Genomic DNA, 23214 nt, shown 5'->3' on the forward strand with positions numbered 1-23214 from the left:
ATCATATTCCCTGAAGCTAATCTCGCGCTGGATGCGACAAAAAGCCTTGTTTACGTTAAAGTAAATGCTAGTTATCCGGTTTGTGAGAACATGATGTACGCACGTTACGCTGGTTTGATTTTTGATATGGATGGCACCATCCTGGATACTGAACCAACCCACCGCAAAGCCTGGCATGAAGTGCTGGGGCGTTACGGCATGCATTTTGACGAACAGGCCATGGTCGCGCTGAACGGTTCGCCAACCTGGCGTATTGCCGAAGCCGTTATCAAAGAAAACCATGCCGATCTTGATCCCCACTTACTCGCGCAAGAGAAAACCGCAGCCGTGAAAGCGATGCTGCTCGATTGCGTGCGCCCGTTACCGCTTATTGAGGTGGTAAAAGCGTGGCACGGGCGTCGCCCGATGTCGGTTGGCACCGGGAGTGAAGGCGCTGTTGCTGAAGCGCTGCTGGCCCATCTTGGCCTGCGACACTATTTTGATGCGGTGATTGCCGCCGATCACGTTCAGCACCATAAACCCGCACCGGATACCTTTTTACTCTGCGCCGAACGTATGGGCGTGGAGCCGTCGAAGTGCGTGGTATTTGAAGATGCCGATTTCGGCCTGCAGGCGGCGCGCGCGGCCGGTATGGACGCTGTGGATGTCCGCGTATTGTGAGCGATGCGCTGTCGCTCCTTTCACTGTTCGCCAGCAGTTTTCTCAGTGCCACGATTTTACCGGGCAACTCGGAGGTGGTGCTGGTCGCAATGCTGTTGGCGAAAGTTAGCCAGCCCTGGTGGCTTGTCGTAATAGCAACAATGGGTAATAGCCTTGGAGGGCTGACTAACGTTATTCTTGGGCGCTTCTTCCCGCAGCGTAAAGCATCGCGCTGGCAGGAGAGGGCGACCGGCTGGCTCAAGCGTTACGGCGCTGCGGCGCTGTTATTGAGTTGGATGCCTGTTATAGGCGATTTGCTGTGCATACTTGCGGGATGGCTACGCCTTTCGTGGGGGCCAGTGCTCTTTTTTTTATGCCTTGGCAAAGCGTTACGCTATGTGGCTCTCGCCCTCGTAACGCTTCAGGGTATGACGTGGTGGCACTAATTGGATTGCGTGAGTGACCTTTCATCGTCAACCATTACAATTATGCTTAATAAAACGATTATTACAGGCGGGAGGTCAATTTGATCCCGGACGTATCACAGGCGTTGTCCTGGCTGGAAAAACATCCTCAGGCGCTCAAAGGCATCCAGCGTGGTCTTGAGCGCGAAACCCTGCGCGTTAACGCGGATGGGTCTTTGGCGACAACCGGTCACGCGGCAGCGCTTGGCTCTGCATTAACTCATAAATGGATTACGACGGATTTTGCCGAAGCGCTGCTGGAGTTTATCACCCCGGTTGAGGGTGATATTGACCGCATGCTGACTATCATGCGCGACATCCATCGCTATACCGCCCGCCAGATTGGCGATGAGCGTCTCTGGCCGCTGAGCATGCCCTGCTATATCAAAGAGGGGCAGGAGATTGAGCTGGCGCAGTACGGCACCTCAAATATTGGTCGCCTGAAAACCCTCTACCGCGAAGGGCTGAAAAACCGCTATGGCGCGCTGATGCAAACCATCTCCGGCGTGCACTATAACTTCTCGCTGCCGATGGCATTCTGGCAGGCGAAAAGCGGCAGCACCGATAAAGAAGCGGTCTCGGAGGGCTATTTCCGCCTGATCCGCAACTACTATCGCTTCGGCTGGGTCATCCCTTATCTTTTCGGTGCCTCACCGGCTATTTGCTCCTCCTTCCTGCAGGGCAAAGAAACGTCGCTGCCCTTCGAGAAGATGCACAACGGCATGCTCTATCTGCCTTATGCCACATCGCTGCGCTTAAGCGATCTGGGCTATACCAATAAGTCGCAGAACAGCCTCAATATTACCTTCAACAATCTTCACGATTACGTGGTAGCGCTGAAGCGCGCGATCAAAACGCCGTCGGAAGAGTACGCGAAGATCGGTTTGCAGAAAGAGGGCAAGTATCTGCAAATCAACACCAACATCCTGCAGATTGAAAATGAGCTCTACGCGCCGATTCGCCCGAAACGCGTGACCCGCAGCGGCGAAACACCGTCGGATGCGCTGCTGCGCGGCGGCATTGAATATATCGAAGTGCGCTCGCTGGATATCAACCCGTTCACCGCGATTGGCGTTGATGAAGAGCAGGTGCGTTTCCTCGATCTCTTTATGGTCTGGTGTGTGCTGGCGGATGCGCCGGAGATGAGCAGCGATGAACTGCTCTGTACGCGCACTAACTGGAACCGCGTGATCCTTGAAGGCCGTAAGCCAGGCCTGACGCTCGGAATAGGCTGTGAAACCGCGCAATACCCGCTCGCCGATGTCGGACGCGATCTGTTTAACGACCTGAAACGGGTAGCGCAAACGCTGGATGGCGTGTACGGTGGCAATGAGTATGAAGCCGTATGCGATCGGTTGGTCGCCAGCTTTGACGATCCTGAGCTGACCTTCTCGGCGCGTATTTTGCGTTCGATGATTGATGAAGGCATGGGCGGAACAGGTAAAGCGCTGAGCGAGCAGTATCGTTCGCAGCTGCGTGAAGAGCCGCTGGAAATTCTGCATGAAGAGGATTTTATTGCTGAATGCCACGCTTCGCTGGCGCGCCAGGCGGAAATTGAAGCCGGGGATAAGGAATCGTTTGAAGCGCTGCTTGCGCGTCACGCGTAGTAGAAAAGAAAAAGGCCACATCGCTGTGGCCGAAATTTCATCTCTTGAAGAACAGGGATGATGATAACAAATGCGCGTCTTTCATATATTCAGACTCGCACGCGAACAAAGAGTTCAGTTTATTTTAAAAAAAATCACTATCGGAGGTGACTAAATGCCGTTACTGGATAGCTTCACTGTCGATCATACCCGTATGGAAGCGCCTGCAGTCCGTGTTGCTAAAACTATGAACACGCCGCACGGCGACGCCATCACCGTATTCGACCTGCGTTTTTGCATTCCTAATCAAGAAGTTATGCCGGAAAAAGGGATCCACACGCTGGAGCACCTCTTTGCTGGCTTTATGCGTAATCACCTCAATGGCGATGGCGTAGAAATTATCGATATTTCGCCGATGGGTTGCCGCACTGGTTTCTACATGAGCCTGATCGGTACGCCGGATGAGCAGCGTGTCGCTGATGCCTGGAAAGCGGCGATGGCTGACGTGCTGAAAGTGAAAGAGCAGAACCAGATCCCTGAGCTGAACGTTTACCAGTGCGGTACATACCAGATGCACTCGCTGGAAGAGGCGCAGGAGATCGCGCGTCACATTCTCGATCGCGATGTCCGCGTCAACAGCAATGATGACCTGGCTCTGCCGAAAGAGAAATTGCAGGAACTGCATATTTAGTTCGCCATGCCGCTTTCTGGTTAACAGGAAGCGGCACTATTATTTGTCCGCATATTTATAAGAAAATTTTTATACATTATATCTATTTAATTCTCTTAATTATTACCTGCACTTAATATATAAATAATATCCTTGCCGCCGCCGCGCCTTCTTATTGTTATTTCAATCTTGCCATGATAGTTTGCACCGCACGTCGCTATTAGGCGAACGTGTACCTTCTGTATTTATTTTCTGCATCTATTTCAGTGAAAAGAATGCCTGAATGACGAGGATATTATGCGGCGCTCACCCATCTCTTACTTATGTCTCTCTTTTTGTCTCTCACTCACATTAACCGGCTGTGTTAAATCAAAGGCACCCGCGCTGGTGCAGGATGCGCCGCAGAAGCAGGAGACACAGCAGTGCTATGAACTGCTTACCGCCCTGCAGGGGCTCGACAAAACGGCATTTGAAACCTACAAACAGCAGTTCACCACCCTTAATCAAAGCTATGAAGTCTACAAAAAAAACCAGCCGATTATTGATAACAACTCGGCGGAAATAATGAAGACGGAAATTGATAACAAAATTGAAGTTGTTTGTTCGCGCGTACGCAGCGCGGTATTCGTTAACATGTCCCGGCGCGCAAATGCACTGAAACAGTTATGAGAAAATTATTATATTCGTCAGCTGTATTGCTATCAGCTATTTCATCCTCCGGGGTTCGTGCCGATCCGGCTGCATTACTTGAGCAGTTAAATAAAGAGAAGATTATCGCCGTTACTCCTCAATCGCCGTTTATTAACGATCGCTTTTCGGCGCAGCCGAACGCGACGCCTGCACCACCCGTGGAGGTGCAGAGTAAGGCGAGTGAGAGTGCGGCCAAGCGTGAGGAAGTCGCGCAGCTGAAGCGTAAGCTTACATTAGCGCAACGCCAGATCGCCGCGCTGAAGAAAAAGCAGCGGGCTACGACGATTGTGCTGCCCGCTAAGCAGGATGCGGTGGCAAAAGAGAGTGCGTCGTTAAGGCAGCAGTTGCAGACGCATATTCAGCAACTTGCCGAAACGAAGCAGAAGCTTGCCGATGAGAGCGACGCGCTCAAACATCTGCGTGATGAGAAAAGCCAGCTGGAAGTACAGCTCAAGACCAGCCAACAGCAACTGGCGCAGACGAACCAGAAGCACGCCGATGACACACAAGCGCTGCAGGCGTTTCGTACAGCAAACAGCGAACTTCAGCAGCAGGTGAAAACCCATCAGCAGCAGCTGGAAGCGCTGGAAAAGCAGGGCCAGCAGCACACCGCCGCACCGGCGCAAAACGCTGAGCAGGTGAAGCAACTCACCCAGGCCAAAGAGGAGATGAGCGGCAAGCTTGATCTCGCTACAAAGCAGGTCAGCAACCAGGCCGCGCGTATCGCCACGCTGGAGGCGCAGCTTAAGCAGCGCACAGAAGAGAAAGCGCAGGCTGCGCAGAAGAGTGCTGCGCCGTTAGCGCCGCCAAAAGCGCAGAGCCACTATCTGCTGACAGAGAACAAATCCTCCGCCGCGAAGATGAACTACGCCTGGGGCGCCTGGTTTGCGGCGAAAGCGCAGCAGGAGAGCATCACGCTGACCCACTCCGGGCAAAAATATCTGCCAGAGGCGTTTTTACAGGGCTTTCAGGATAAGTTCGCTGGCAGCCTGCAAATGAAGAGCGACGATATCGAAAACGTGCTGCAAAGCCTGAATAAAAAGATGGGCGATGCGCAGAAAAACGAGCTGGCGCAGAACAAGAAGCAGGCACAAAAGCTGCTCGCCGAGGCGGCAAAGCTGAAAGGCGCTGAGCGCACCGCCAATGGCATCATCTATCTGGTGGAGAAAAAAGGGCAGGGCGTGGCGCTGCTGTCCGGCGATGTGATCCGCTTTCGCGTGGATGAGAAACTGAGCTCCGGCAAGGTGCTGTCGCGCGGCGCGGTACACAGTGGGCGTATTAGCGAGCTGCCGCCGCTCATGCGCACAGGGATTGAAAAAGTGGTGGTCGGGGGGCGGATTCGAATCTATACCCCCGCTGAGCTGGCTTACGGCGAGCAGGGGATCCCGGGCATGGTGCCACCGGGTGTCGCGTCGATCATGACGCTTGAGATCCTCGGTATCGTGAAATAAAAAAACGCCTCCCTGCGGAGGCGTTTTTATTTGGCGTTAATGCGCGCCGCCGCTGCTGCCTGCACCAAACGGAGGTTTGGCGAACCACACCAGGCCAAGCAGTATCAGGAACACCCCCGCCGAGACCCAGAAAATCTCGTTCGCCGAAATGATCAGCCCCTGGTTGGTGATCTGCTGGGCAATCCAGCCTGATGACTGCTGCTGCGACATCCCCATTCCCTGCAGCTGGTTATACATCTCCTGCGCGTTCGGGTTGTAGGGGTTAACGGACTCCGTCAGCTGCGCGTGGTGCATCGATTCACGGTTAGTCCACAGCGTGGTGGTGATGGACGTGCCGATCGAGCCTGCCAGCGTTCGCGTAAAGTTCGACAAACTGGAGGCCGCAGCCAGCCGCTCCGGCGGCAACCCGGAGAGGGTAATCGTCGTCAGTGGCATAAAGAAGCAGGCCACGGCGAAGCCCTGAATAAACTGCGGCCACGCTGACGCGCCAAAATCCATTCCCGGCTCAAATGTATAGGCGCGCCAGTAGAAGCACACCGCATACATAATAAAGCTGAAGGTCACCAGCCGGCGCATATCCAGCTTATGCGCAAAGCGGCCAATAATCGGCGACAGCAGCACCGGAATCACCCCGACCGGTGCGGACGCCAGCCCGGCCCAGGTTGCGGTATAGCCATACACTTCCTGCAACAGCTGCGGCAGCAAGACAATCGCGCCGAAGTAGAGCATATAGGCAAGGCTGATACACAAGCAGCCGATGGTGAAGTTCCGCGACTTAAACAGTGAGAGATCGACAATCGGGTTATCGTCAGTAAGCTCCCACACCACGAGGAAACTCAGGGAGATCACCGCGACAATCGTCAGCACAATAATCTCTGTAGAGTTGAACCAGTCCAGTTCTTTCCCCTGGTCGAGCATCACCTGCAGGCTACCGATACCCACCACCAGCAAGGCCAGGCCAACGCCATCAATCCGCCGCTGCTCGGTACGCGTCTCGCGCCCGCGCAGGCTTTGCAGAGTCAGCAAGACCACCAGCGCGCCAATCGGCACGTTGATAAAGAAGATCCAGCCCCAGTGGTAGTTATCGCTGATATAGCCGCCGAGGATCGGCCCGCAAATCGGCGCGACAATCACCGTCATTGACCAGAGCGCCAGCGCGATAGAGCGCTTCGCCGGTGGGTAGTTACTCAGCAACAGGCTCTGCGAAAGCGGGATCAGTGGCCCGGCAACAATCCCCTGGATAACGCGGAAAAAGATCAGCATCCCAAGGCTGTTGGAGACGCCGCACGCCCACGAAGCGATGGCAAACGCCACCGTCGACCAGAGAAAGAGCCGCACTTCGCCGAAGCGTTTCGCCAGCCAGCCGGTAATCGGAATTGAGATGGCGTTCGCCACCCCAAAGGAGGTGATCACCCAGGTTCCCTGGCTCAGCGAGGAGCCAAGGTTACCGGCGATCGTCGGGATAGCCACGTTGGCGATGGTGGAATCCAGCACCTGCATGAAGGTCGCGAGTGAAAGTGCAATGGTCATTATGACCAGCTGCGCGCCTTCCAGCGGTTTCTGTTGCATGGCACTCATATAAGATTACCCGGCGTTGGCTTTCACGATGTTATTGATAAGCGTGTTGACCGGCTCAAGATTGATCTCCCGCGCGTTACTCTCATACGCTGGCGTGGTGCGTGCCTGCTTCGCCAGCACGGCGCCATCGCGCGCGGAGGTATCGACTTTCACCGTCGTTGAAAGGCCGATACGCAGCGGGTGATCGGAGAGCTGCTGGGCATCAAGCTCAACACGCACCGGCAGCCGCTGAACCACTTTGATCCAGTTCCCGGTCGCGTTCTGCGCGGGCAGCAGTGAGAAGGCGCTGCCGGTACCCATATCGAGACCGACCACTTTGCCTTTGTACTCAACCTCATCGCCATAGAAATCGCTGATGATGGTCGCGCTCTGGCCAATACGCATATGCGCCAGCTGCGTCTCTTTAAAGTTGGCATCCACCCAAAGATTGGTCGCCGGAACCACGGCCATCAACGGGGTGGTGACAGAAATCTGCGCGCCAGGCTGCACCGCGCGGCGGGAGACATAGCCGGTAAGCGGGCTGACAATTTTGGTGCGTTGCAGCGCCAGCCAGCTATTACGTACTTCAGTCGCCGCCTGCTTCACTGCGGGCTGCTCTTCAAGGGGCGTGTCCAGCACGATCGCCTGGTTGGCGTTATATTGCTGAACCGCGACATCCAGTGCGGCCTGCGCGCTGGCAACCGCATCACGGGCGTGCTGCAACTCTTCGCGGCCAATCAGATTCGCGCTGCCAAGCGGCACGCGGCGGTTAAGATCGCTCTGCGCCTGCGCAAGGGCGGTCTTTTTCAGCTCAACGCTCGCCTGCAGTTGTTTGCTGTTGATGATCGACTGGCGGGTCTGGCGCACGCTGGTGGCCAGTTGGGTCTGCGCTTTTTCAAACGCCTGGCGGGCATCGGTTTCATCAAGCGTGACCAGCACATCGCCTTTCTGCACAAAATCGGTGTTGTCGGCCCAGACTTTCGTCACGCTGCCGGAAACCTGCGACATGATCTGTACCTGGTTGCCTGCTACATACGCATCGTCCGTCTCTTCAAAATGACGCAGGACTAAAAACCAATAAATTCCGTATGCCACGGCAATAACAACAAAGAGCAAGGTCAGTAACAGCAGCAATCCCTTACGTTTGCCGCGCTTTTTGACCGGTTGCTGCGGGGTCTGGCTCTCCGCATTTGCGCTCATGATTCTCTCCACGATCTTATTTTTAGTTATGTCGGCGTGTACCGACCTTTCGTCAGAAAGGCCAGCTTAGCTGGCCCTTCACATTGCTCATCCTGGAAACTAAAGCTGCTTATCGCGTTAGCGCAGCGCCTCAAGGACCACGTCCTCTTCATCCATCTGGTCGAGACGCGACAGAAGCTTACGGGTAATCTGCTCGAGCTGATCTTTCTCAGCGTTGGTCAGGGTTGACCAGAGTTGATGCAGGCAGTTGTGCTGCGGTGGCAGAACCTGACGCAGGAACTCGTGTCCTTTGTCGGTCAGTTGCAGATGCAGACAGCGGCGATCGTTGTCGCTTTCGCGGCGCTCGATCCAGCCGCGCTTCTCCAGCTCATCGGCGATACGGGTAGCGTTGGTGCGTGACGAGCCCAGCGCGCTACTCAGCTCCGATGGCTGAATGCTGTGATTTTCCTGCGACTCCAGGGTAATCAGGGCCATAAACAGTGTCTCGTTAATGCCCTGCGCTTTCAGCATCTTATTGCGGTTTTCCAGCAGCTTGCCCTGCATGTGCATACAGAGGCGGGTCAATAAAATCTCCTGAAACGGGAAATCTTCATAGCGGCTGGCGCGAAACTTAAGCATTTGTTCGATGGGCGTAAACGAACTATCCATTTGGGTATAACCTCATTAATTGCAGTCGATATAGTAACGACGGTGACAAATAAAGTAAATGTATTATTTGTGCTAATAAATTTGCTCTATCTATGCATGTGGCAGAAATTTCCAGGCGACACCGGACAGCAGTGCGCTCACTAGCGTGAAGAAGAGAGGGCGGTGACGATGCCAGAGGTAGCGACCGGCGAAGCGGGCGTATAAAACGAAGGAAAATGCCACGGCAGGGTGGCTAAGCGTAAGGGGCAGGCGGTTTGTGATGCCTTCCGTGTGTGATGCCGCCTTTTCAGGCCCGGCGGTGTAATTCAATGAACGATCCATATCCATAAAGTTTGTTATATATCACCCACGTTAATATAACCGGGATAAACAAGTCCTATAACCTTAGCAGAGTGAAGGACGTGTTAACACCCCGGTTTGGCACCGAATTGCCTAAACGTGAGCGGTTACTTAGCTCTGCGCCTCCGTATGGCGATATCCTCGCCACCACACCAACACGTTCAGCAAGGCGAGGATACCGCCCGCAGCGCAGACGCCAGCCCAACCCGCATGCTGCCATGCCGTGGCCGAAATCAGCGACCCTGCGGCACCGCCGATAAAGTAGCTGGTCATGTAGCCAGCGGTCAGGCGGTTACGCGCTTCCGGGTTAACGCGATAGATAATCGTCTGGTTAGTGATATGCACTGCCTGCACCGCAAGATCCAGCACGATAATGCCAATAACCAGCGCCACCACCGAAGTGTGACCCCACCAGGTGGCGAGCCACGAGAGCAGCAGAAGCAGCAGACCGGCAGTGGTGGTGAGATTGCCTTTCCCGCGATCCGCAAGCCCGCCCGCCTGACGCGCGCCTAATGCACCGGCGGCACCCACCAGGCCAAACAGGCCGATCATCGCATCAGAGAAGTGAAACGGCGGCGCGGCGAGCAGAAAGGCCATCGACGTCCACAAGACGCTGAAGTTGGCAAAGCTCAGGCAGCCAAGCAGCGCGCGGGTGCGCAGCAGTTTATTGCTGACGAAAAGGGTGAAGACGGAGCCGAGCAGCTGCGGATAGTTAAGGTGCGTTTCAGACTTGAGTTTCGGCAAGCCGCGCCAGAGCGCCAGCGCCATCAGCACCATCAATACGCTGGCGACCCAGTAAACGGTGCGCCAGCCGCCGAGGCTTGCCAGCAGCCCGGCAACGGTGCGCGCAAGTAAAATCCCCAGCAGCAGGCCGCTCATAATCGTGCCGACCACTCGCCCACGGCTCTCGGGCGTGGCAAGCGTAGCGGCCAGCGGCACAAGCAGTTGCGCCACCACCGAGAAGAGGCCGGTGAGTGCCGTGCCCAGAATCATCAGGCCGAGCGATGGGCTACTGGCGGTAATCAGCATCCCGCCCGCTGAGAGTAGAGTCATCACCACAATTAATGCGCGCCGCTCAAACATATCGCCAAGCGGCACTAACAGCAGCAGCCCGGCGGCGTAGCCAAGCTGCGCGGCGGTGACGATAAACCCGGCCTGGCTTGCGGTGATCGAAAAGGCGTTAGCGATGGTATCCAGCAGCGGCTGCGGGTAGTAGTTGCTGGCAACGGCGAGACCGGTTGCCATCGACATCAGCGCAATCAGCGCCGGGCTAAGGCTGTGGTGAGTTTTTGTCATAGGTATCAACTATCAATGAGGTTTTTTGTCAGAAATCCATCATAGACAATTGCCCGGCGGCGCGTGTTGTTATCTGTGCACCCTGAGCGGATAAACGAACGCGCCACCGGGCGATAACCCGATGGCGCGTGAGAAGGTCAAAGAGTTAGCGCGTTACTTCTGCGCGGCGAGCGCCTCTTTCACCCAGCCATCAAACTGCTGCTGATGGGCTTTGATCCAGCCATCAACGTGGCCCTGCACATCTGCTTCTGAGGCTTTACCGGCGTGCATCATCGCATTCTGCGCGTTGATATCCGCCAGCGGCAGTTTCATGACAGCAAACAGCTTCGCCGCCGCCGGGTTTTTCTCCGCCCAGGCTTTATTGGCAACAATGTGCATGGTGTTCACCGGGAAGCCGTAGTTCATGCCGTTCGGCAGTTTGGTATCGATATTTTTCTGCTCGCCCGGCAGGGAGGAGAACGGCACCTGCAACCAGACCACATCTTTACCCGGTTTCAGCACATCGCTCACCCAGTACGGGGTCCAGGTGTAGTAGAGGATCGGTTTCCCTTCTTTAAAGCGGGTGATGGTGTCCGCCATCATCGCCGAGTAGTTACCGTGGTTAACCGTAACGGTGTTCTCCAGGCCATAGGCTTTGTGCTGGTGGTTAATCACCGTTTCACATCCCCAGCCCGGGGAGCAGCCCATCATATCGGCTTTACCGTCACCGTTGCCGTCGAACAGTTTGGCGATTTTCGGATCTTTTAACTGCTCAATATTGGTGATGTGGTACTTATCAGCGGTTTTTTTGTCGATCAAATAACCCTGCGCCGCGCCGGTCACATAGGTGCCTTCACGGTAGAACTTCTTATCGCCCCCGGCGGCGGCATACATATCATCATGCAGCGGCTGCCAGTTGACGGCGGTAAAGGTGACATCGCCTGCCGCCATTGAGGTGTAGCCAACGTTGTAATCCACCTCATCCGGTTTTTCGACCGTATAGCCGAGCTTCTCAAGGCCGCGGCTAACCAGCAGCGTCTGGAACGCCTCTTCGGCGATGGTGCTCTGAAACGGTTTAACGGTAATGCCTTTGCCCGGCAGATCGGCGGCAAAAGCGCTGGTGGAGAGAAGGGTGGTAAACGCTGTGGCAAAAAGTACGCTATGTCGCATCGTTATTCCTTATTTTTCAGGTGTGATGTTGTTGCCCGGCCGGTGCGCCGGGCAACAAAATTATTTGGCGAAGGGGCGGGTCAGCAGGCCGAGCGGGCCGGTCTGATACCAGCGGCGGTTACCGCGGCTGCGCGAATCGCGACCCACGGCCTGGGTCAGGCGGTCAAGAATAATCGCGAGGATAACAATCCCGACGCCGCCGACGCTGGCAAGGCCCATATCAAGGCGACCAATACCGCGCAGCACCATCTGCCCCAGCCCGCCAACGGCGATCATCGAGGCGATCACCACCATCGACAGCGCCAGCATCAGGGTCTGGTTGATGCCCGCCATAATGGTTGGCATTGCCAGCGGCAGCTGAACTTTGAACAGCATCTGGCGCGGGCTGGCACCAAAGGATCGCGAGGCTTCAATCAGATCCGCCGGCACCTGGTTAATGCCGAGGATCGTCAGGCGCACCACTGGCGGCAGAGCAAAGATAATCGTCACCACCACGCCCGGCACGTTACCGATGCCAAACAGCATCACAATCGGCACCAGGTAGACAAACGCCGGGGTGGTCTGCATCGCATCCAGCAGCGGGCGAACGATCTTCGCCGCCCGCGGGCTGCGCGCCAGCCAGATCCCCATCGGCAAGCCGATCACCACGCAGAACAGCAGCGCGGTGAGCACCAGGGCGAGCGTAATCATCGCCTGCGACCAGGCACCAATTGCGCCGATGGCAATCAGCGACACCAGCGTTGCAACACCCATTCCGGCGCTGCTCATCTGCCAGGCGATCAGCGAGAAGAGAATAATCGCCACCGGCGATGGCATGCCGAGCAGCAGCTGTTGAAAGCCGCTGAGAATGTAATCCACCGGCACGCGAATGCCCTGGAAGAGCGGGCGGAAGTGGAGCACCACCCAGTCAATCGCCTGTGTCACCCAGCTGTCGAGCGGGATCAGAGTCTTATGGAACGGATCCATAATGTTGAAGTGCTCCGGCGCGGGCGCCTGGGCGCTGTTAAGCCAGTCAGCGCTGCCGCTGTCGGTGGGTGCCGCTGCACCGCCGCCCCACGCATCTGCCGACTGTGCGGCGTTGTCTGTTGCCGGTGCGCTCTGCCACGGATTGTTTTGATCAGCCATTGTTTGCCCCCTCGCGATCTAAAGCCTGCAGCAGCATTCGTTTCGAAATGATGCCCACGTACTGTTGCTCTTCACCCACCACCGGCACCGCGCAGGGCGCCTGGCCGACATGGGAGAGCAGTTCGCTGAGTGGCGTGTCTGCCTCCACCGCAAGCGGGGAGTCAATCAACGCCGCCTCGATCCCCTGCGCTGCGGCCAGCGCCGCTTTCAGGGAGTCGATGGAGACAATGCCGACAAACTTATTGCCGCGCTCAATGACATAGCCATATTCGCGGTCCTCATCCTGCAACACTTTCAGCGCCGAGCGCGGGCCGAAACCGGGCGTTTTACGGATCAGACCCACGGGCGTACGGCGCGCAATATCTTTCGCGCTGAACACCTGGCTAATATCGACGCCGCGGAAGAAGGTGCGCACATAATCATTGGCCGGATTATTTAAAATCTCATCCGGCGTGCCGACCTGCACCACTTCACCGTTTTGCATAATCGCAATCCGGTCGCCAATGCGCATTGCTTCATCAAGATCGTGGGAAATAAAGACAATGGTGCGCTGATGTTTCGCCTGCAGCTTTACCAGCTCATCCTGCATCTCGGTACGAATTAAGGGATCGAGCGCGGAGAAGGCCTCATCCATTAATAAAATATCGGGATTGATGGCTAATGCGCGGGCTAATCCAACGCGCTGGCGCATACCGCCGGAGAGTTCATCCGGGTAGGCGTGGGCATAATTTTCCAGCCCCACCTGGCGCAGTGCATCAAGCGCTTTTTCCTGGCGCTCCTGCGCGGGCGTGCCGGCTAATTCCATACCAAATGCGGTATTATCCAGCACCGTCATATGGGGCATTAGCGCGAATGACTGGAAGACCATCGCAATTTTTTTTCTGCGCACCTCGCGCAGTTCGGCATCGGATATTTTGGCAATATCGACGCCATCAATCAGCACCTGCCCGCGGGTGGGTTCAATCAGGCGATTGAGAAGGCGTACCATAGTGGATTTACCCGAGCCGGATAACCCCATGATGACGAATATCTCGCCTTCTTCAATGGCCAGACTGGCGTCTTTCACGCCAAGCGACAGACCCGTTTTTTCCAGTATTTCTTCTTTCGAAAGTCCTTTTTCTATATATTTGAAAGCTCTCTGCGGATGCTCGCCAAATACTTTATAGAGATTCTTAACTTCTAATTTAATTGCCATGCAATAATAGAGTTCCTGTTATTTATTATTTCGATACGCTACCCAATGAATATATTTGACTGGTCATACCCTACCACACTCTCCATCTGAGACAACCCTTCTGTGCCGCGCTTTACAGAATTTGCATGCAGTCAAATGGCATTATTTCCCATGATATAAGGGCTGGCGTGGGTAATCATTTTTTCGAATTGGACAGAAAAATGCAGTTGAATGGAGATGATTTTGCGGAATATGAACAAACCATGACAGCGCAGAACGCCATAGTTATTTTGCTAAGAATCAGCTTAGATGGGGCGGAATAAATAGTGGTGAATTAAAAAACGGGGGGATATTCTCCTCCCGCAGCGCGAGAGGAGAGAATATTTAAAAGTTCCAGTCTTCGTCTTCCGTTTCGACGGCTTTACCCATCACATACGAGGAGCCGGAGCCGGAGAAAAAGTCGTGGTTTTCGTCGGCGTTGGGTGACAGCGCTGACAATATCGCCGGGTTGACGTCCGCCATCTCCGGCGGGAAGAGTGCCTCATACCCGAGGTTCATCAGCGCCTTGTTCGCGTTGTAGCAGAGAAACGCTTTCACCTCTTCGGCCCAGCCGCTGTCGGCATAGAGATCGTCAGTGTAAGCAAGCTCGTTATCGTACAGCTCCATCAGCAGATCGAGGGCGAAAGCTTTCAGCGACTCGCGCTCGGCCTCGCTCACTTTCTCTAACCCTTTCTGATACTTATAACCGATATAGTAACCGTGCACCGCTTCATCGCGGATGATGAGCCGAATCAGGTCGGCGGTGTTGGTCAGCTTGCCGCGGCTTGACCAGTACATCGGCAGCCAGAAGCCGGAGTAGAAGAGAAACGACTCCAGAAAGACGCTGGCGATCTTCTTCTTCAGCGGATCGTCAGCGCGGTAATGGCCCAGCACGATCTGCGCTTTGCACTGTAGGGCGCTGTTCTCTTCGCTCCAGGCGTACGCGGCATCGACATCGCGCGTCTGGCAAAGCGTCGAAAATATGGAGCTATAAGAGCGGGCGTGCACCGCCTCCATAAAGCTGATGTTGGAGAGCACCGCCTCTTCATGGGGCGTGGCGGCATCCGGCATCAGCGCCGGTGCGCCGACGGTATTCTGAATGGTGTCGAGCAGCGTCAGGCCGGTAAAAACGCGGATTGTCAGCTGCTGCTCAGCCGGGCTTAAGCTCTGCCAGGCCGGAATATCGTTCGACAGCGGTACTTTTTCCGGCAGCCAGAAGTTGCTGGTCAGCCGGTTCCACACTTCGAGGTCTTTATCATCCTGGATTTTGTTCCAGTTCACCGCGCTGACGCGGGAGAGTGGGGTCATCGTGTTTTCCTCATAGCGCACAGGAGACGCAGCCCTGGATTTCGGTACCTTCCAGCGCAAGCTGGCGCAGGCGTATGTAGTAGAGCGTCTTAATGCCCTTTTTCCAGGCGTAAATTTGCGCCCGGTTGATGTCGCGCGTGGTGGCGGTATCTTTGAAAAAGAGCGTCAGTGACAGGCCCTGATCGACATGGCGCGTCGCTTCGGCGTAGGTATCAATGATCTTCTCCGGCCCAATCTCATAGGCATCTTCATACAGGGCCAGGTTCTCATTGGTCATAAACGGGGCAGGGTAGTAAACGCGCCCGGTTTTGCCCTCTTTGCGGATCTCAATCTTCGACACAATCGGGTGAATACTCGATGTCGCATGGTTGATATAGGAGATCGACCCGGTCGGCGGCACCGCCTGCAAATTCTGGTTATAGATGCCGTAACGCATCACCTCTTCGCGCAGTTGTTGCCACATCTCGCGCGTTGGGATCGTGATATTGGCGCGGGCAAACAGCGCGCGCACTTTATCGGTTTTCGGCTGCCAGTCGCCTTCAAGATAGCGGTCAAAATACTCGCCGCTGGCGTAGCGAGAGGCGGGGAAACCGGCAAAGGTCTGGCAGCGCTCGCGGGCGATCATCATCGAGGTATGCAGCGCATGCCAGGTGATGGTGTAGAAGTAAAAGTTGGTGAAATCGAGTCCTTCCGGGCTGCCGTAGGCAATGCCTTCGCGGGCCAGATAGCCGTGCAGGTTCATCTGCCCAAGCCCAATCGCATGGGAGGCGGCATTGCCCGCTTCCACCGACGGCACCGAGCGAATATGGCTCATATCGGAGACGGCGGTTAAACCGCGGATCGCCGTCTCAACGGTGCGACCGAAATCGGGTGAATCCATGGTGTGGGCAATATTCAGCGAGCCAAGATTACAGGAGATATCGTGCCCGGTGTCGGCGTAATCGAGGTTGTCATCAAAGGTTGAGGCGCTGTTAACCTGCAAAATCTCCGAGCAGAGGTTGCTCATGTTGATGCGCCCGGCAATCGGGTTGGCGCGGTTAACCGTATCTTCAAACATGATGTAGGGGTAGCCGGACTCAAACTGGATCTCTGCCAGCGTCTGGAAGAAGTCACGTGCATTAATCCAGCTTTTGCGCACCCGCTCGTCGGCCACTAACCGATCGTAGTTTTCGCTGATCGCCATATCGCCAAACGGCTTGCCATACAGACGTTCCACATCGTAGGGGGAGAAGAGCGCCATCTGCGCGTTCTCTTTTGCCAGCTGGAAGGTGATATCCGGGATCACCACGCCTAATGACAGAGTTTTGATGCGGATCTTCTCATCGGCGTTTTCGCGCTTGGTATCGAGGAAACGCAGAATATCGGGATGATGCGCATGCAGATAGACCGCCCCCGCGCCCTGCCGCGCGCCCAGCTGATTAGCATAGGAGAAGGCATCTTCCAGCATCTTCATCACCGGGATCACGCCGGAAGACTGGTTTTCGATGCGCTTGATCGGCGCGCCGGCTTCACGCAGGTTGGAGAGCAAAAAGGCCACGCCGCCGCCGCGCTTGGAGAGTTGCAGGGCGGAGTTCACTGCACGACCAATCGACTCCATATTGTCTTCAATACGCAGCAGGAAACAGGAGACCAGTTCACCGCGCTGTTTCTTGCCGCAGTTGAGGAAGGTCGGCGTCGCGGGCTGGAAGCGGGCAGAGAGGATCTCCTCCACCAACTCCTGCGCCAGCGCGGTATCGCCCTGCGCCAGCGTTAGAGCCACCATGCAGGCGCGATCTTCAAAATCCTCCAGATAGCGTTTGCCATCAAAGGTTTTCAGCGTGTAGCTGGTGTAGAACTTCCATGCACCGAGGAAGGTCTGGAAGCGGAAACCGCGCGCCTTCGCTTTCGCCAGCAGATCGATGACAAACGCCCGCTCATAGCGCGCGAGCACGCTTTCATCGTAATAATTTTCCGCCACCAGCCAGTTAAGGCGCTCATCCTGGCTCGCAAAGTGAACGCTGTTGGGGCGAACATGGTGCGCCATAAAGGCGTCCACCGCCTGGTGGTCTTTTTCAAACTGAATGCGGCCATCACGATCGTAAAGATTGAGCATGGCATTCAGGGCATGGAAATCGGGCGTGCTCTGCATCACGCGCGCTGCGGTTGTCGTTGCCAAAATTCGCTTACTCCTGTTCGCACGTTGATGATGTCCTGCGCAGTCCCCATCAATTCAAACCGATAGAGATAGGGCACCGCGCACTTCTGCGCGATCACGTCGCCCGCGCGGCAAAACGCATCGCCAAAGCTGCGATTGCCGGCGGCGATCACGCCGCGAATCAACGCCCGATTATGCGGATCGTTCAAAAAGCGGATCACCTGGCGCGGCACAGCGCCTGCCGTACCGCCGCCGCCATAACTGGGAACCACCAAAATATAGGGTTCGTCTACCTGAATGCGCTCACGTTCGTTAAGCGGAATGCGCACCGCCGGCAGCCCAAGACGCTCAATAAAGCGATGGGTGTTTTCCGAGCTGCTGGAGAAGTAGACGAGCGTGCTCATGCGGCTGCGCTGAGACGATTAATCATATCCGGGCGGAAGCCGGACCACTTTGTCTCGCCTGCAACCACCACCGGCAACTGGCGAAAACCCATCGCGCGCAGCTGGTCTGCGGCATCCGGTACGTGATCAATGTTCACCATCTCAAACTCAAAGCCGCGGCTCTCCATCGCCCGTTTGGTGGCGTGGCACTGAACACAATCATCTCGAGTGTAAATAGTAATGCGCATGATTCGTATTTCCGTTAAAAGTAATAGAGCGGCGCGATAAGTCGCGTCAGTTAGTGTATGGAGTACAAGAAGAGATACTAGATGTAGTTATAAATTTTATCAACCATACAATATATGGGAAAAAGACACAGGCCGTGCCCAGGGAAGTGGCTGAATGGATAAGGGCGAAATGTCGCCGCGTATTGTAAAGCGGGGCGGAAAAAGGACAAAGAAAAACCCCTGCCATCCGGCTGGATGGGCAGAGGTTTCAGATTATTTGTATAAATTAACGACGGAAGCTGAGCAGCGCACCGACAAAAATACCGACGGCAGCAGCAGCGCCTACACTGCACCACGGACGGTCTTTCACAAAGCTATCGGCACAGCCGACGGCGTCACGTGCAGCTTGTTGCACACGGTTGCGACCATGCATGCGGGCGCGAGTCTCTTTCAGCAGCGCCTGTGCTTTACGGCGCGCAGATTCGCCTTCATCTTTCGCGTCGCTGCCCCAGGATTTAAGCAACTCTTCCAGGCTATCAGCTAACTGGTTGACATCATTATTGATATCTTCAACACCTTCATCTACTTCACGGCGTGTGGGTCTGTTTAACATAGTAGCCTCCCTTTTTTTGGTGTGCTTTTAAGCGTAGACCATAATTTTACAGGCCAAACGGCAAACGCCCTTTTACGCGCAGTTTGTGGAATTTTCTGAGTCACTGACCATGCTCAGTACTGTAAGGTTGCGAAGCAGTTGAGAGATGATGAGGAAAATCTATGTATTTACGACCCGATGAAGTGGCGCGCGTGCTGGAGAATGTCGGCTTTACGATGGATGTGGCGACCAACAAAGCGTACGGTTATCGCCGTGGCGAAAACTATGTTTATGTTAACCGTGAAGCTCGTATGGGCCGCACGGCGCTGATTATCCATCCAACCCTGAAAGAGCGCAGTTCATCGCTGGCCGATCCCGCATCGGACATTAAGTTGTGCGATCACTACCACAATTTCCCGCTCTACCTGGGCGGTCATGAACAGGATCATTACGGCATTCCGCATGGTTTCAGTTCGCGTATGGCGCTTGAGCGCTTCCTGACTGGCCTGTTCGGCGAACAGCACTAATCGAGAGCTGCCATCAGGCTTTCGCCTGGTGGTAATGACTCACCCGGAAGAGACGGCGGCAGTAGTCGAGGAAATAGCCGTACACCGCACCCATCAACATCGATATCACGATATTTGAACTGACCGCCGCCATAATCTGCTGCCAGTCCGCACCGACCGACCACAAAATCGCCACATACACCGGCGACTGGAAAGTGACATACGCCAGCACATCCGCCAGATTTTTCATCCAGCCTGCGGGGCTTATGCGGCGCGCATAGTGCATAAAGAGATCGCGATAGAAGCCATAAGGCCAGGCAATAATAATGTTAACCGGGATCGCCACCAGACGAGAGGAAAGGGACTGCTCAAAGCTCATTCCGGAGAGGAATATTTCAATCACCATGTTCACTACTGAACAGTAGACCACCATCGCGAAAGTGTCCGCAGCGGCGTGGCGCAGGCGAGACTGCGAAGAGAACATGATGAAGCTCCTTGAAAAATGATGGCGCAATGAAGATGCTTAGCGTTTTAAAACGGACTTATTTACGCGCATAGCGTATCTGTCTGATTTAAAACTCTCAACTAGCTATTAATTTTTATTTTTGACTGCCGCCTGGATAAAGTGCTCTGCAACTGCTGCAATTTTATGCATTGCCCTATTATTGTTGGAGCAGTGTATGAAAGCTTTAATTTTCATTGTGTTACATGTTTTAATTGCAGGGCGTAACGGTCAAGGCAGCGCGCTATGCTTTGGCGAAGAGTGAAAAGCGTTGAGGCAGTATGTTTTATGCTAATAAGGCGTTTTTAGCAGCATAAGATGCGGTCTGGAAGGAGAGGGGTTTTACGCATCAGGAGAGGGGATTTATGCAGGTACGCGGCGGGCGAGCCCACCGCAATAACTCAGCAGACGCCAAAGTCACCCTCTTCTTTATAGAGCGCGACATCTTCGGCTTTAAGCGTCAGCTTATCCGCCTGTTCGTCGTGAGTGGGCACCACAATAAGCTGGTCCTCATGCACTTCGAGCACTTTGAGTTTTGGCCCGCCAATGCGCGGTTGCACGATATCGCCTACAGAAAACATACGTCTCTCCTTTGTAACGAGGTTGTAAAAGTAAACATAGACTGAACGACGAGCGTGGTACAGCGTAAAAGAGGGTAAACCTCTCGATGGCAGACTGGCACACTGGCATGTAGCGGCTACGCTTAAACAGATTGTGTAAATTATCAATCACCTGGAATTTACTTTGCACAGGAGGCTCTATGGGCTTTTGGCGTATTGTCATTACGATTCTTCTTCCGCCGCTGGGCGTGCTGCTCGGGAAAGGCTTAGGCCTGGCGTTTCTTCTTAACATTCTGCTCACGCTGCTGGGTTATATCCCGGGCCTGATCCACGCCTTCTGGGTGCAATCCCGCGACTGATTCCTCCGGGGCGGTTCTCCGCCCCAAACCGATCAAGTGCACATTTTTTCGCCAAAACTCTAAAGGGATTAGTGATGACGTCGATAAATATCACGTTAGCAATCACTCTAAGGAAGCGAAATGAGCATTCAGGAAGTCGGTGCCGCTGCGGCATCGCAGTCGCAGTATGAAGTGCGTGCGTCAAAAACGATGATGTTTGGTGGCAAAGAGATTGTCACCGAGAGTTCGATTTCTGTCTCCATCTCTGAGGAAGCGCTGGCGCGCGGCGCAGCGAGCCAGCCAAAACCCACCAAAGAGCAGAGCGAAAAGGTCGCCCGTGAGATGGCCGTTGTGCGTAATAACGATATGGCCTCTTATGCACGCGGGCCGAGCCTTGCCAGCGCCTTCTATGGCGACCCGGCGACGGCCAACGACGCGGTAAGCTTTATCGACTTTTTCCAGCACTCCACCATCAATGCCGATGATATGGCTACAGCGCTGCACCAGGCGTTAACCTCGCCGCAAGGCAGCGGTGATGAGACCACCCTCGGGATGGATGTGGCGATGACCCAGGCGAAACTCAATTATGTGGTGGATAAGTTCGTCTCTGCGGATTACCAGCAGCAGGCGCGCGATTTCGTCGCCGGGTTTGTGGCAAAGAAAGGCGAGCAGGCGGATCAGACCAACCGCGCGGTGCTGACCCAGTCGGCGGCGCTGGCGCAAAGCATGGGCGACACCGCTCAGGCGAAACAGAGCCAGCAGGCGATCGAACAGCTTGATGCCGGGACACACTCCTCGCAGACGGACCGCAAGGCGATGCTGGCGATCACCGCTAACGCTGGCGACAGTAACAGCTGGTTTGCGCAGATGAATCAGCGGGTGGAAAACAGCGGCTCGCTGCCGTTTATCACCGCGCTTGAGAAAAACCACATCGGCGCGTTACAGCAGCAGTGGTCGCAGTTCACCACCCTGTTGAAACCGACGGGCGACGAAAGCCAGCGCGCTTAATACCCGACGGTAAAGGTGCGGCCTGTCTGCACGCCGTGAACACTGCGTCGATAAGCCAGTGCAGCGCGCGCGGCAGGCACACTTTCAAACCCCGGGAAGAAGGCGCCATATTTTTCAACGGATTCGCTGAGCACCGTCGGGCTGACGACGTTAATACGTAAGCCGCGCGGTAACTCACACGCCGCTGCACGCACAAACCCCTCTAGTGCTGCATTGACCGCAGTAGCGTTCACCCCCTGCGCAATGGGTTCACTGCCGATAATGCCGCTGGTCAGGGTGATCGAGCCGCCATCATTAAGATAGTGCTGACCTATAAGCGCCAGCCGCACCTGCCCCAGCAGTTTGTCATTGAGGCCGGACGCAAAATCTTCCGCGCGCATTGTCGTCAGCGGGCCGAAAAAGAGGGAGCCGGTGGTGGCAATAATCGCGTCGACGCGTCCGGTCTGCGCGAACAGCGCCTCAACGCTCTCATCACGCGTTAAATCGACCTGTAACTCGCCATGCGTTAACCCGATGCTTATCACCTCGTTATCTTTACCCAGCTCAGCCATCACTGCGCGGCCAAGGGTGCCGGTAGCACCGATTACGATAATCTTCATTTCAGCTCTCCTTCAGTGTGCGGAGTGGTCATTTTTTCGCTAATCATTGATAAGATAAATGCTCTGAATGTTTATTCATTCCTAACTAATGGTTTGTACTATGGATAAGCTGCGCAGCATGGCGGTGTTTGTTGCCGTGGTAGAAGCGGGGTCATTTACTCAGGCCGCCGCCAGGCTGGAGATCTCTGCGGTGATGGTCGGGAAATACATTGCTCAACTCGAAAACAGCCTGGCGACACGCCTGCTGGCGCGCAACACCCGACGTCAGAGCCTGACGGATGCCGGTCGCGTCTTCTATGAGGAGGCGCGGCGGGTGCTGGAGCAGGTGCATATTGCCGAAACCTCGGTCGAGCGGCTACGCGCGGCACCTGCCGGTACGCTGCGCGTCAGCGCCTCAACTACCTTTGGCGGCTGCGTTATCGCACCCATCACCGCCACCTTTCTCACGGTGTGGCCGCAGGTGCGGGTCGATCTCGATTTGAGTAATCGCAGTGTCGATCTGCTGGAGGAGGGGTTCGATCTGGCGATCCGCATCGGCGCGGTGAACAGTGAGGATGTGGTGGTAAAACCGCTCTGCCTCTACCGGATGGTGATCTGCGCCGCACCTGACTATCTGGCGCGTTACGGCGAGCCGGCCTCACCCGAGGCGCTGCGCGATCACCGCTGTCTGTCGAACGGAGTGTGGAACCGGCGCAATGAGTGGAAATTGCCGGGCGAAGCGGGAGAGATGAGCTGGCAGCGCGATCCGGTGCTGCGCTGCAATGACGGGCAGGGGTTACGGATGGCGGCGATTGCCGGAGCGGGGCTGCTGTTGCAGCCGGAAATCCTGGTGCGCGAGGAGCTGGCAAACGGCACGCTGGTGCGCATCATGCAGCCCTTCACGCCCAGGCCGCGGCCGGTGAATCTGGTTTATCGCCAGGACAACCGACCGCTACCGAAATTGACGCGGTATATCGAACACTTACATCACGAGATTACGCAGTGGGTGGCAGCGTAACCCGCGCGACAGCTTCATCGCGCGGGGTGGCTG

26 protein-coding genes are annotated in these 23214 nt (G+C 55.5%); 11 read left to right on the plus strand and 15 right to left on the minus strand.

Annotated features, from left to right (window positions below):
- The first annotated feature begins 93 nt into the window (after window positions 1-93).
- The 6 genes from yqaB (at window position 94) to ACWPW2_RS19360 (ending at window position 5500) form a co-directional block, all read left to right on the plus strand.
- Window positions 94-660, plus strand: a complete 567-nt coding sequence (yqaB, locus tag ACWPW2_RS19335) for a fructose-1-phosphate/6-phosphogluconate phosphatase (RefSeq protein ID WP_454125283.1) — start codon at window positions 94-96, stop codon at window positions 658-660.
- Window positions 657-1085: a YqaA family protein gene (locus ACWPW2_RS19340; RefSeq protein WP_023480519.1), complete on the plus strand. Its 429-nt coding sequence runs from the start codon at window positions 657-659 to the stop codon at window positions 1083-1085. The genes yqaB and ACWPW2_RS19340 overlap by 4 nt, the downstream gene beginning before the upstream one ends.
- Window positions 1086-1165: 80 nt before the next feature.
- Entirely contained in the window at window positions 1166-2710 is a 1545-nt protein-coding gene (gshA, locus tag ACWPW2_RS19345; protein WP_023480558.1) for a glutamate--cysteine ligase, read from the plus strand.
- Window positions 2711-2864: 154 nt separating this feature from the next.
- A complete protein-coding gene (luxS, locus tag ACWPW2_RS19350) occupies window positions 2865-3380 on the plus strand; it encodes an S-ribosylhomocysteine lyase (RefSeq protein ID WP_023480587.1) in 516 nt (171 codons plus the stop codon).
- A 276-nt stretch (window positions 3381-3656) separates the two neighbouring features.
- Entirely contained in the window at window positions 3657-4028 is a 372-nt protein-coding gene (locus ACWPW2_RS19355; protein ID WP_023480542.1) for a hypothetical protein, read from the plus strand.
- The gene (locus tag ACWPW2_RS19360; protein ID WP_454124807.1) at window positions 4025-5500 is read left to right on the plus strand and encodes an FKBP-type peptidyl-prolyl cis-trans isomerase N-terminal domain-containing protein; all 1476 of its coding nucleotides are present in this window, start codon (window positions 4025-4027) and stop codon (window positions 5498-5500) included. Before ACWPW2_RS19355 ends, ACWPW2_RS19360 begins: the two co-directional genes overlap by 4 nt.
- Window positions 5501-5536: 36 nt before the next feature.
- Here the strand turns inward: ACWPW2_RS19360 and emrB are convergent, their stop codons facing one another.
- From emrB to proV, 7 genes are all read right to left on the minus strand, one after another.
- A complete protein-coding gene (gene emrB / locus ACWPW2_RS19365; RefSeq protein ID WP_023480531.1) occupies window positions 5537-7069 on the minus strand; it encodes a multidrug efflux MFS transporter permease subunit EmrB in 1533 nt (510 codons plus the stop codon).
- A 15-nt stretch (window positions 7070-7084) separates the two neighbouring features.
- Window positions 7085-8257: a multidrug efflux MFS transporter periplasmic adaptor subunit EmrA gene (gene emrA, locus ACWPW2_RS19370; RefSeq protein WP_454124809.1), complete on the minus strand. Its 1173-nt coding sequence runs from the start codon at window positions 8255-8257 to the stop codon at window positions 7085-7087.
- A 117-nt stretch (window positions 8258-8374) separates the two neighbouring features.
- A complete protein-coding gene (gene mprA, locus ACWPW2_RS19375; RefSeq protein WP_023480518.1) occupies window positions 8375-8905 on the minus strand; it encodes a transcriptional repressor MprA in 531 nt (176 codons plus the stop codon).
- Window positions 8906-9355: 450 nt separating this feature from the next.
- Window positions 9356-10540 carry an MFS transporter gene (locus ACWPW2_RS19380; protein ID WP_454124811.1) on the minus strand — a complete coding sequence of 395 codons (1185 nt, stop codon included), beginning with the start codon at window positions 10538-10540 and terminating at the stop codon, window positions 9356-9358.
- Window positions 10541-10693: 153 nt separating this feature from the next.
- Complete coding sequence (gene proX, locus ACWPW2_RS19385; RefSeq protein ID WP_042712559.1) at window positions 10694-11689, minus strand: glycine betaine/L-proline ABC transporter substrate-binding protein ProX; 996 nt, start codon at window positions 11687-11689, stop codon at window positions 10694-10696.
- A gap of 60 nt (window positions 11690-11749) precedes the next feature.
- Window positions 11750-12814 carry a glycine betaine/L-proline ABC transporter permease ProW gene (gene proW, locus ACWPW2_RS19390; protein WP_454124814.1) on the minus strand — a complete coding sequence of 355 codons (1065 nt, stop codon included), beginning with the start codon at window positions 12812-12814 and terminating at the stop codon, window positions 11750-11752.
- On the minus strand, window positions 12807-14009 hold the full coding sequence (gene proV / locus ACWPW2_RS19395) for a glycine betaine/L-proline ABC transporter ATP-binding protein ProV (protein WP_312120989.1): 1203 nt from the start codon (window positions 14007-14009) through the stop codon (window positions 12807-12809). Before proV ends, proW begins: the two co-directional genes overlap by 8 nt.
- A 125-nt stretch (window positions 14010-14134) precedes the next feature.
- On the opposite strand from proV, the gene ACWPW2_RS19400 reads away from it, so the two are divergent.
- Window positions 14135-14311 (plus strand): hypothetical protein, encoded by a 177-nt coding sequence (locus tag ACWPW2_RS19400; RefSeq protein WP_454124816.1) that lies wholly within the window; start codon window positions 14135-14137, stop codon window positions 14309-14311.
- A gap of 61 nt (window positions 14312-14372) precedes the next feature.
- Here ACWPW2_RS19400 and nrdF read toward each other — a convergent pair whose 3' ends face one another.
- From nrdF to ACWPW2_RS19425, 5 genes are all read right to left on the minus strand, one after another.
- Window positions 14373-15335 carry a class 1b ribonucleoside-diphosphate reductase subunit beta gene (nrdF, locus tag ACWPW2_RS19405; RefSeq protein ID WP_454124818.1) on the minus strand — a complete coding sequence of 321 codons (963 nt, stop codon included), beginning with the start codon at window positions 15333-15335 and terminating at the stop codon, window positions 14373-14375.
- Between the two features lie 10 nt (window positions 15336-15345).
- A complete protein-coding gene (nrdE, locus tag ACWPW2_RS19410) occupies window positions 15346-17490 on the minus strand; it encodes a class 1b ribonucleoside-diphosphate reductase subunit alpha (RefSeq protein WP_454124820.1) in 2145 nt (714 codons plus the stop codon).
- On the minus strand, window positions 17463-17873 hold the full coding sequence (nrdI, locus tag ACWPW2_RS19415; protein ID WP_124967462.1) for a class Ib ribonucleoside-diphosphate reductase assembly flavoprotein NrdI: 411 nt from the start codon (window positions 17871-17873) through the stop codon (window positions 17463-17465). Before nrdI ends, nrdE begins: the two co-directional genes overlap by 28 nt.
- Window positions 17870-18100 carry a glutaredoxin-like protein NrdH gene (gene nrdH, locus ACWPW2_RS19420; RefSeq protein ID WP_042712550.1) on the minus strand — a complete coding sequence of 77 codons (231 nt, stop codon included), beginning with the start codon at window positions 18098-18100 and terminating at the stop codon, window positions 17870-17872. Before nrdH ends, nrdI begins: the two co-directional genes overlap by 4 nt.
- A gap of 265 nt (window positions 18101-18365) precedes the next feature.
- Window positions 18366-18692, minus strand: a complete 327-nt coding sequence (locus ACWPW2_RS19425) for a DUF883 domain-containing protein (protein WP_023480666.1) — start codon at window positions 18690-18692, stop codon at window positions 18366-18368.
- Window positions 18693-18853: 161 nt separating this feature from the next.
- Between ACWPW2_RS19425 and ACWPW2_RS19430 the strand changes: the two genes are divergently transcribed.
- A complete protein-coding gene (locus tag ACWPW2_RS19430; RefSeq protein ID WP_023480645.1) occupies window positions 18854-19198 on the plus strand; it encodes a DUF2002 family protein in 345 nt (114 codons plus the stop codon).
- A 13-nt stretch (window positions 19199-19211) separates the two neighbouring features.
- Here the strand turns inward: ACWPW2_RS19430 and alaE are convergent, their stop codons facing one another.
- Together alaE and ACWPW2_RS19440 are read right to left on the minus strand one after the other, a co-directional pair.
- Window positions 19212-19661 (minus strand): L-alanine exporter AlaE, encoded by a 450-nt coding sequence (gene alaE / locus ACWPW2_RS19435; RefSeq protein ID WP_124967464.1) that lies wholly within the window; start codon window positions 19659-19661, stop codon window positions 19212-19214.
- Window positions 19662-20080: 419 nt separating this feature from the next.
- Window positions 20081-20260 (minus strand): hypothetical protein, encoded by a 180-nt coding sequence (locus ACWPW2_RS19440; protein WP_023480566.1) that lies wholly within the window; start codon window positions 20258-20260, stop codon window positions 20081-20083.
- 179 nt (window positions 20261-20439) lie between these two features.
- Here ACWPW2_RS19440 and ACWPW2_RS19445 point away from each other — a divergent pair, with 179 nt between their 5' ends.
- Window positions 20440-20598 (plus strand): YqaE/Pmp3 family membrane protein, encoded by a 159-nt coding sequence (locus ACWPW2_RS19445; protein WP_023480545.1) that lies wholly within the window; start codon window positions 20440-20442, stop codon window positions 20596-20598.
- A 120-nt stretch (window positions 20599-20718) separates the two neighbouring features.
- Complete coding sequence (locus ACWPW2_RS19450) at window positions 20719-21585, plus strand: hypothetical protein (RefSeq protein ID WP_454124825.1); 867 nt, start codon at window positions 20719-20721, stop codon at window positions 21583-21585.
- On the opposite strand, the gene ACWPW2_RS19455 is transcribed toward ACWPW2_RS19450, so the two are convergent.
- Window positions 21582-22184, minus strand: a complete 603-nt coding sequence (locus ACWPW2_RS19455; RefSeq protein WP_454124827.1) for a short chain dehydrogenase — start codon at window positions 22182-22184, stop codon at window positions 21582-21584. The genes ACWPW2_RS19450 and ACWPW2_RS19455 overlap by 4 nt on opposite strands.
- A gap of 100 nt (window positions 22185-22284) precedes the next feature.
- Here ACWPW2_RS19455 and ACWPW2_RS19460 point away from each other — a divergent pair, with 100 nt between their 5' ends.
- Window positions 22285-23181: a LysR family transcriptional regulator gene (locus tag ACWPW2_RS19460; protein WP_454124831.1), complete on the plus strand. Its 897-nt coding sequence runs from the start codon at window positions 22285-22287 to the stop codon at window positions 23179-23181.
- Window positions 23182-23214 lie beyond the last annotated feature (33 nt).

This window comes from Kosakonia sp. Marseille-Q7440, from assembly GCF_965119485.1.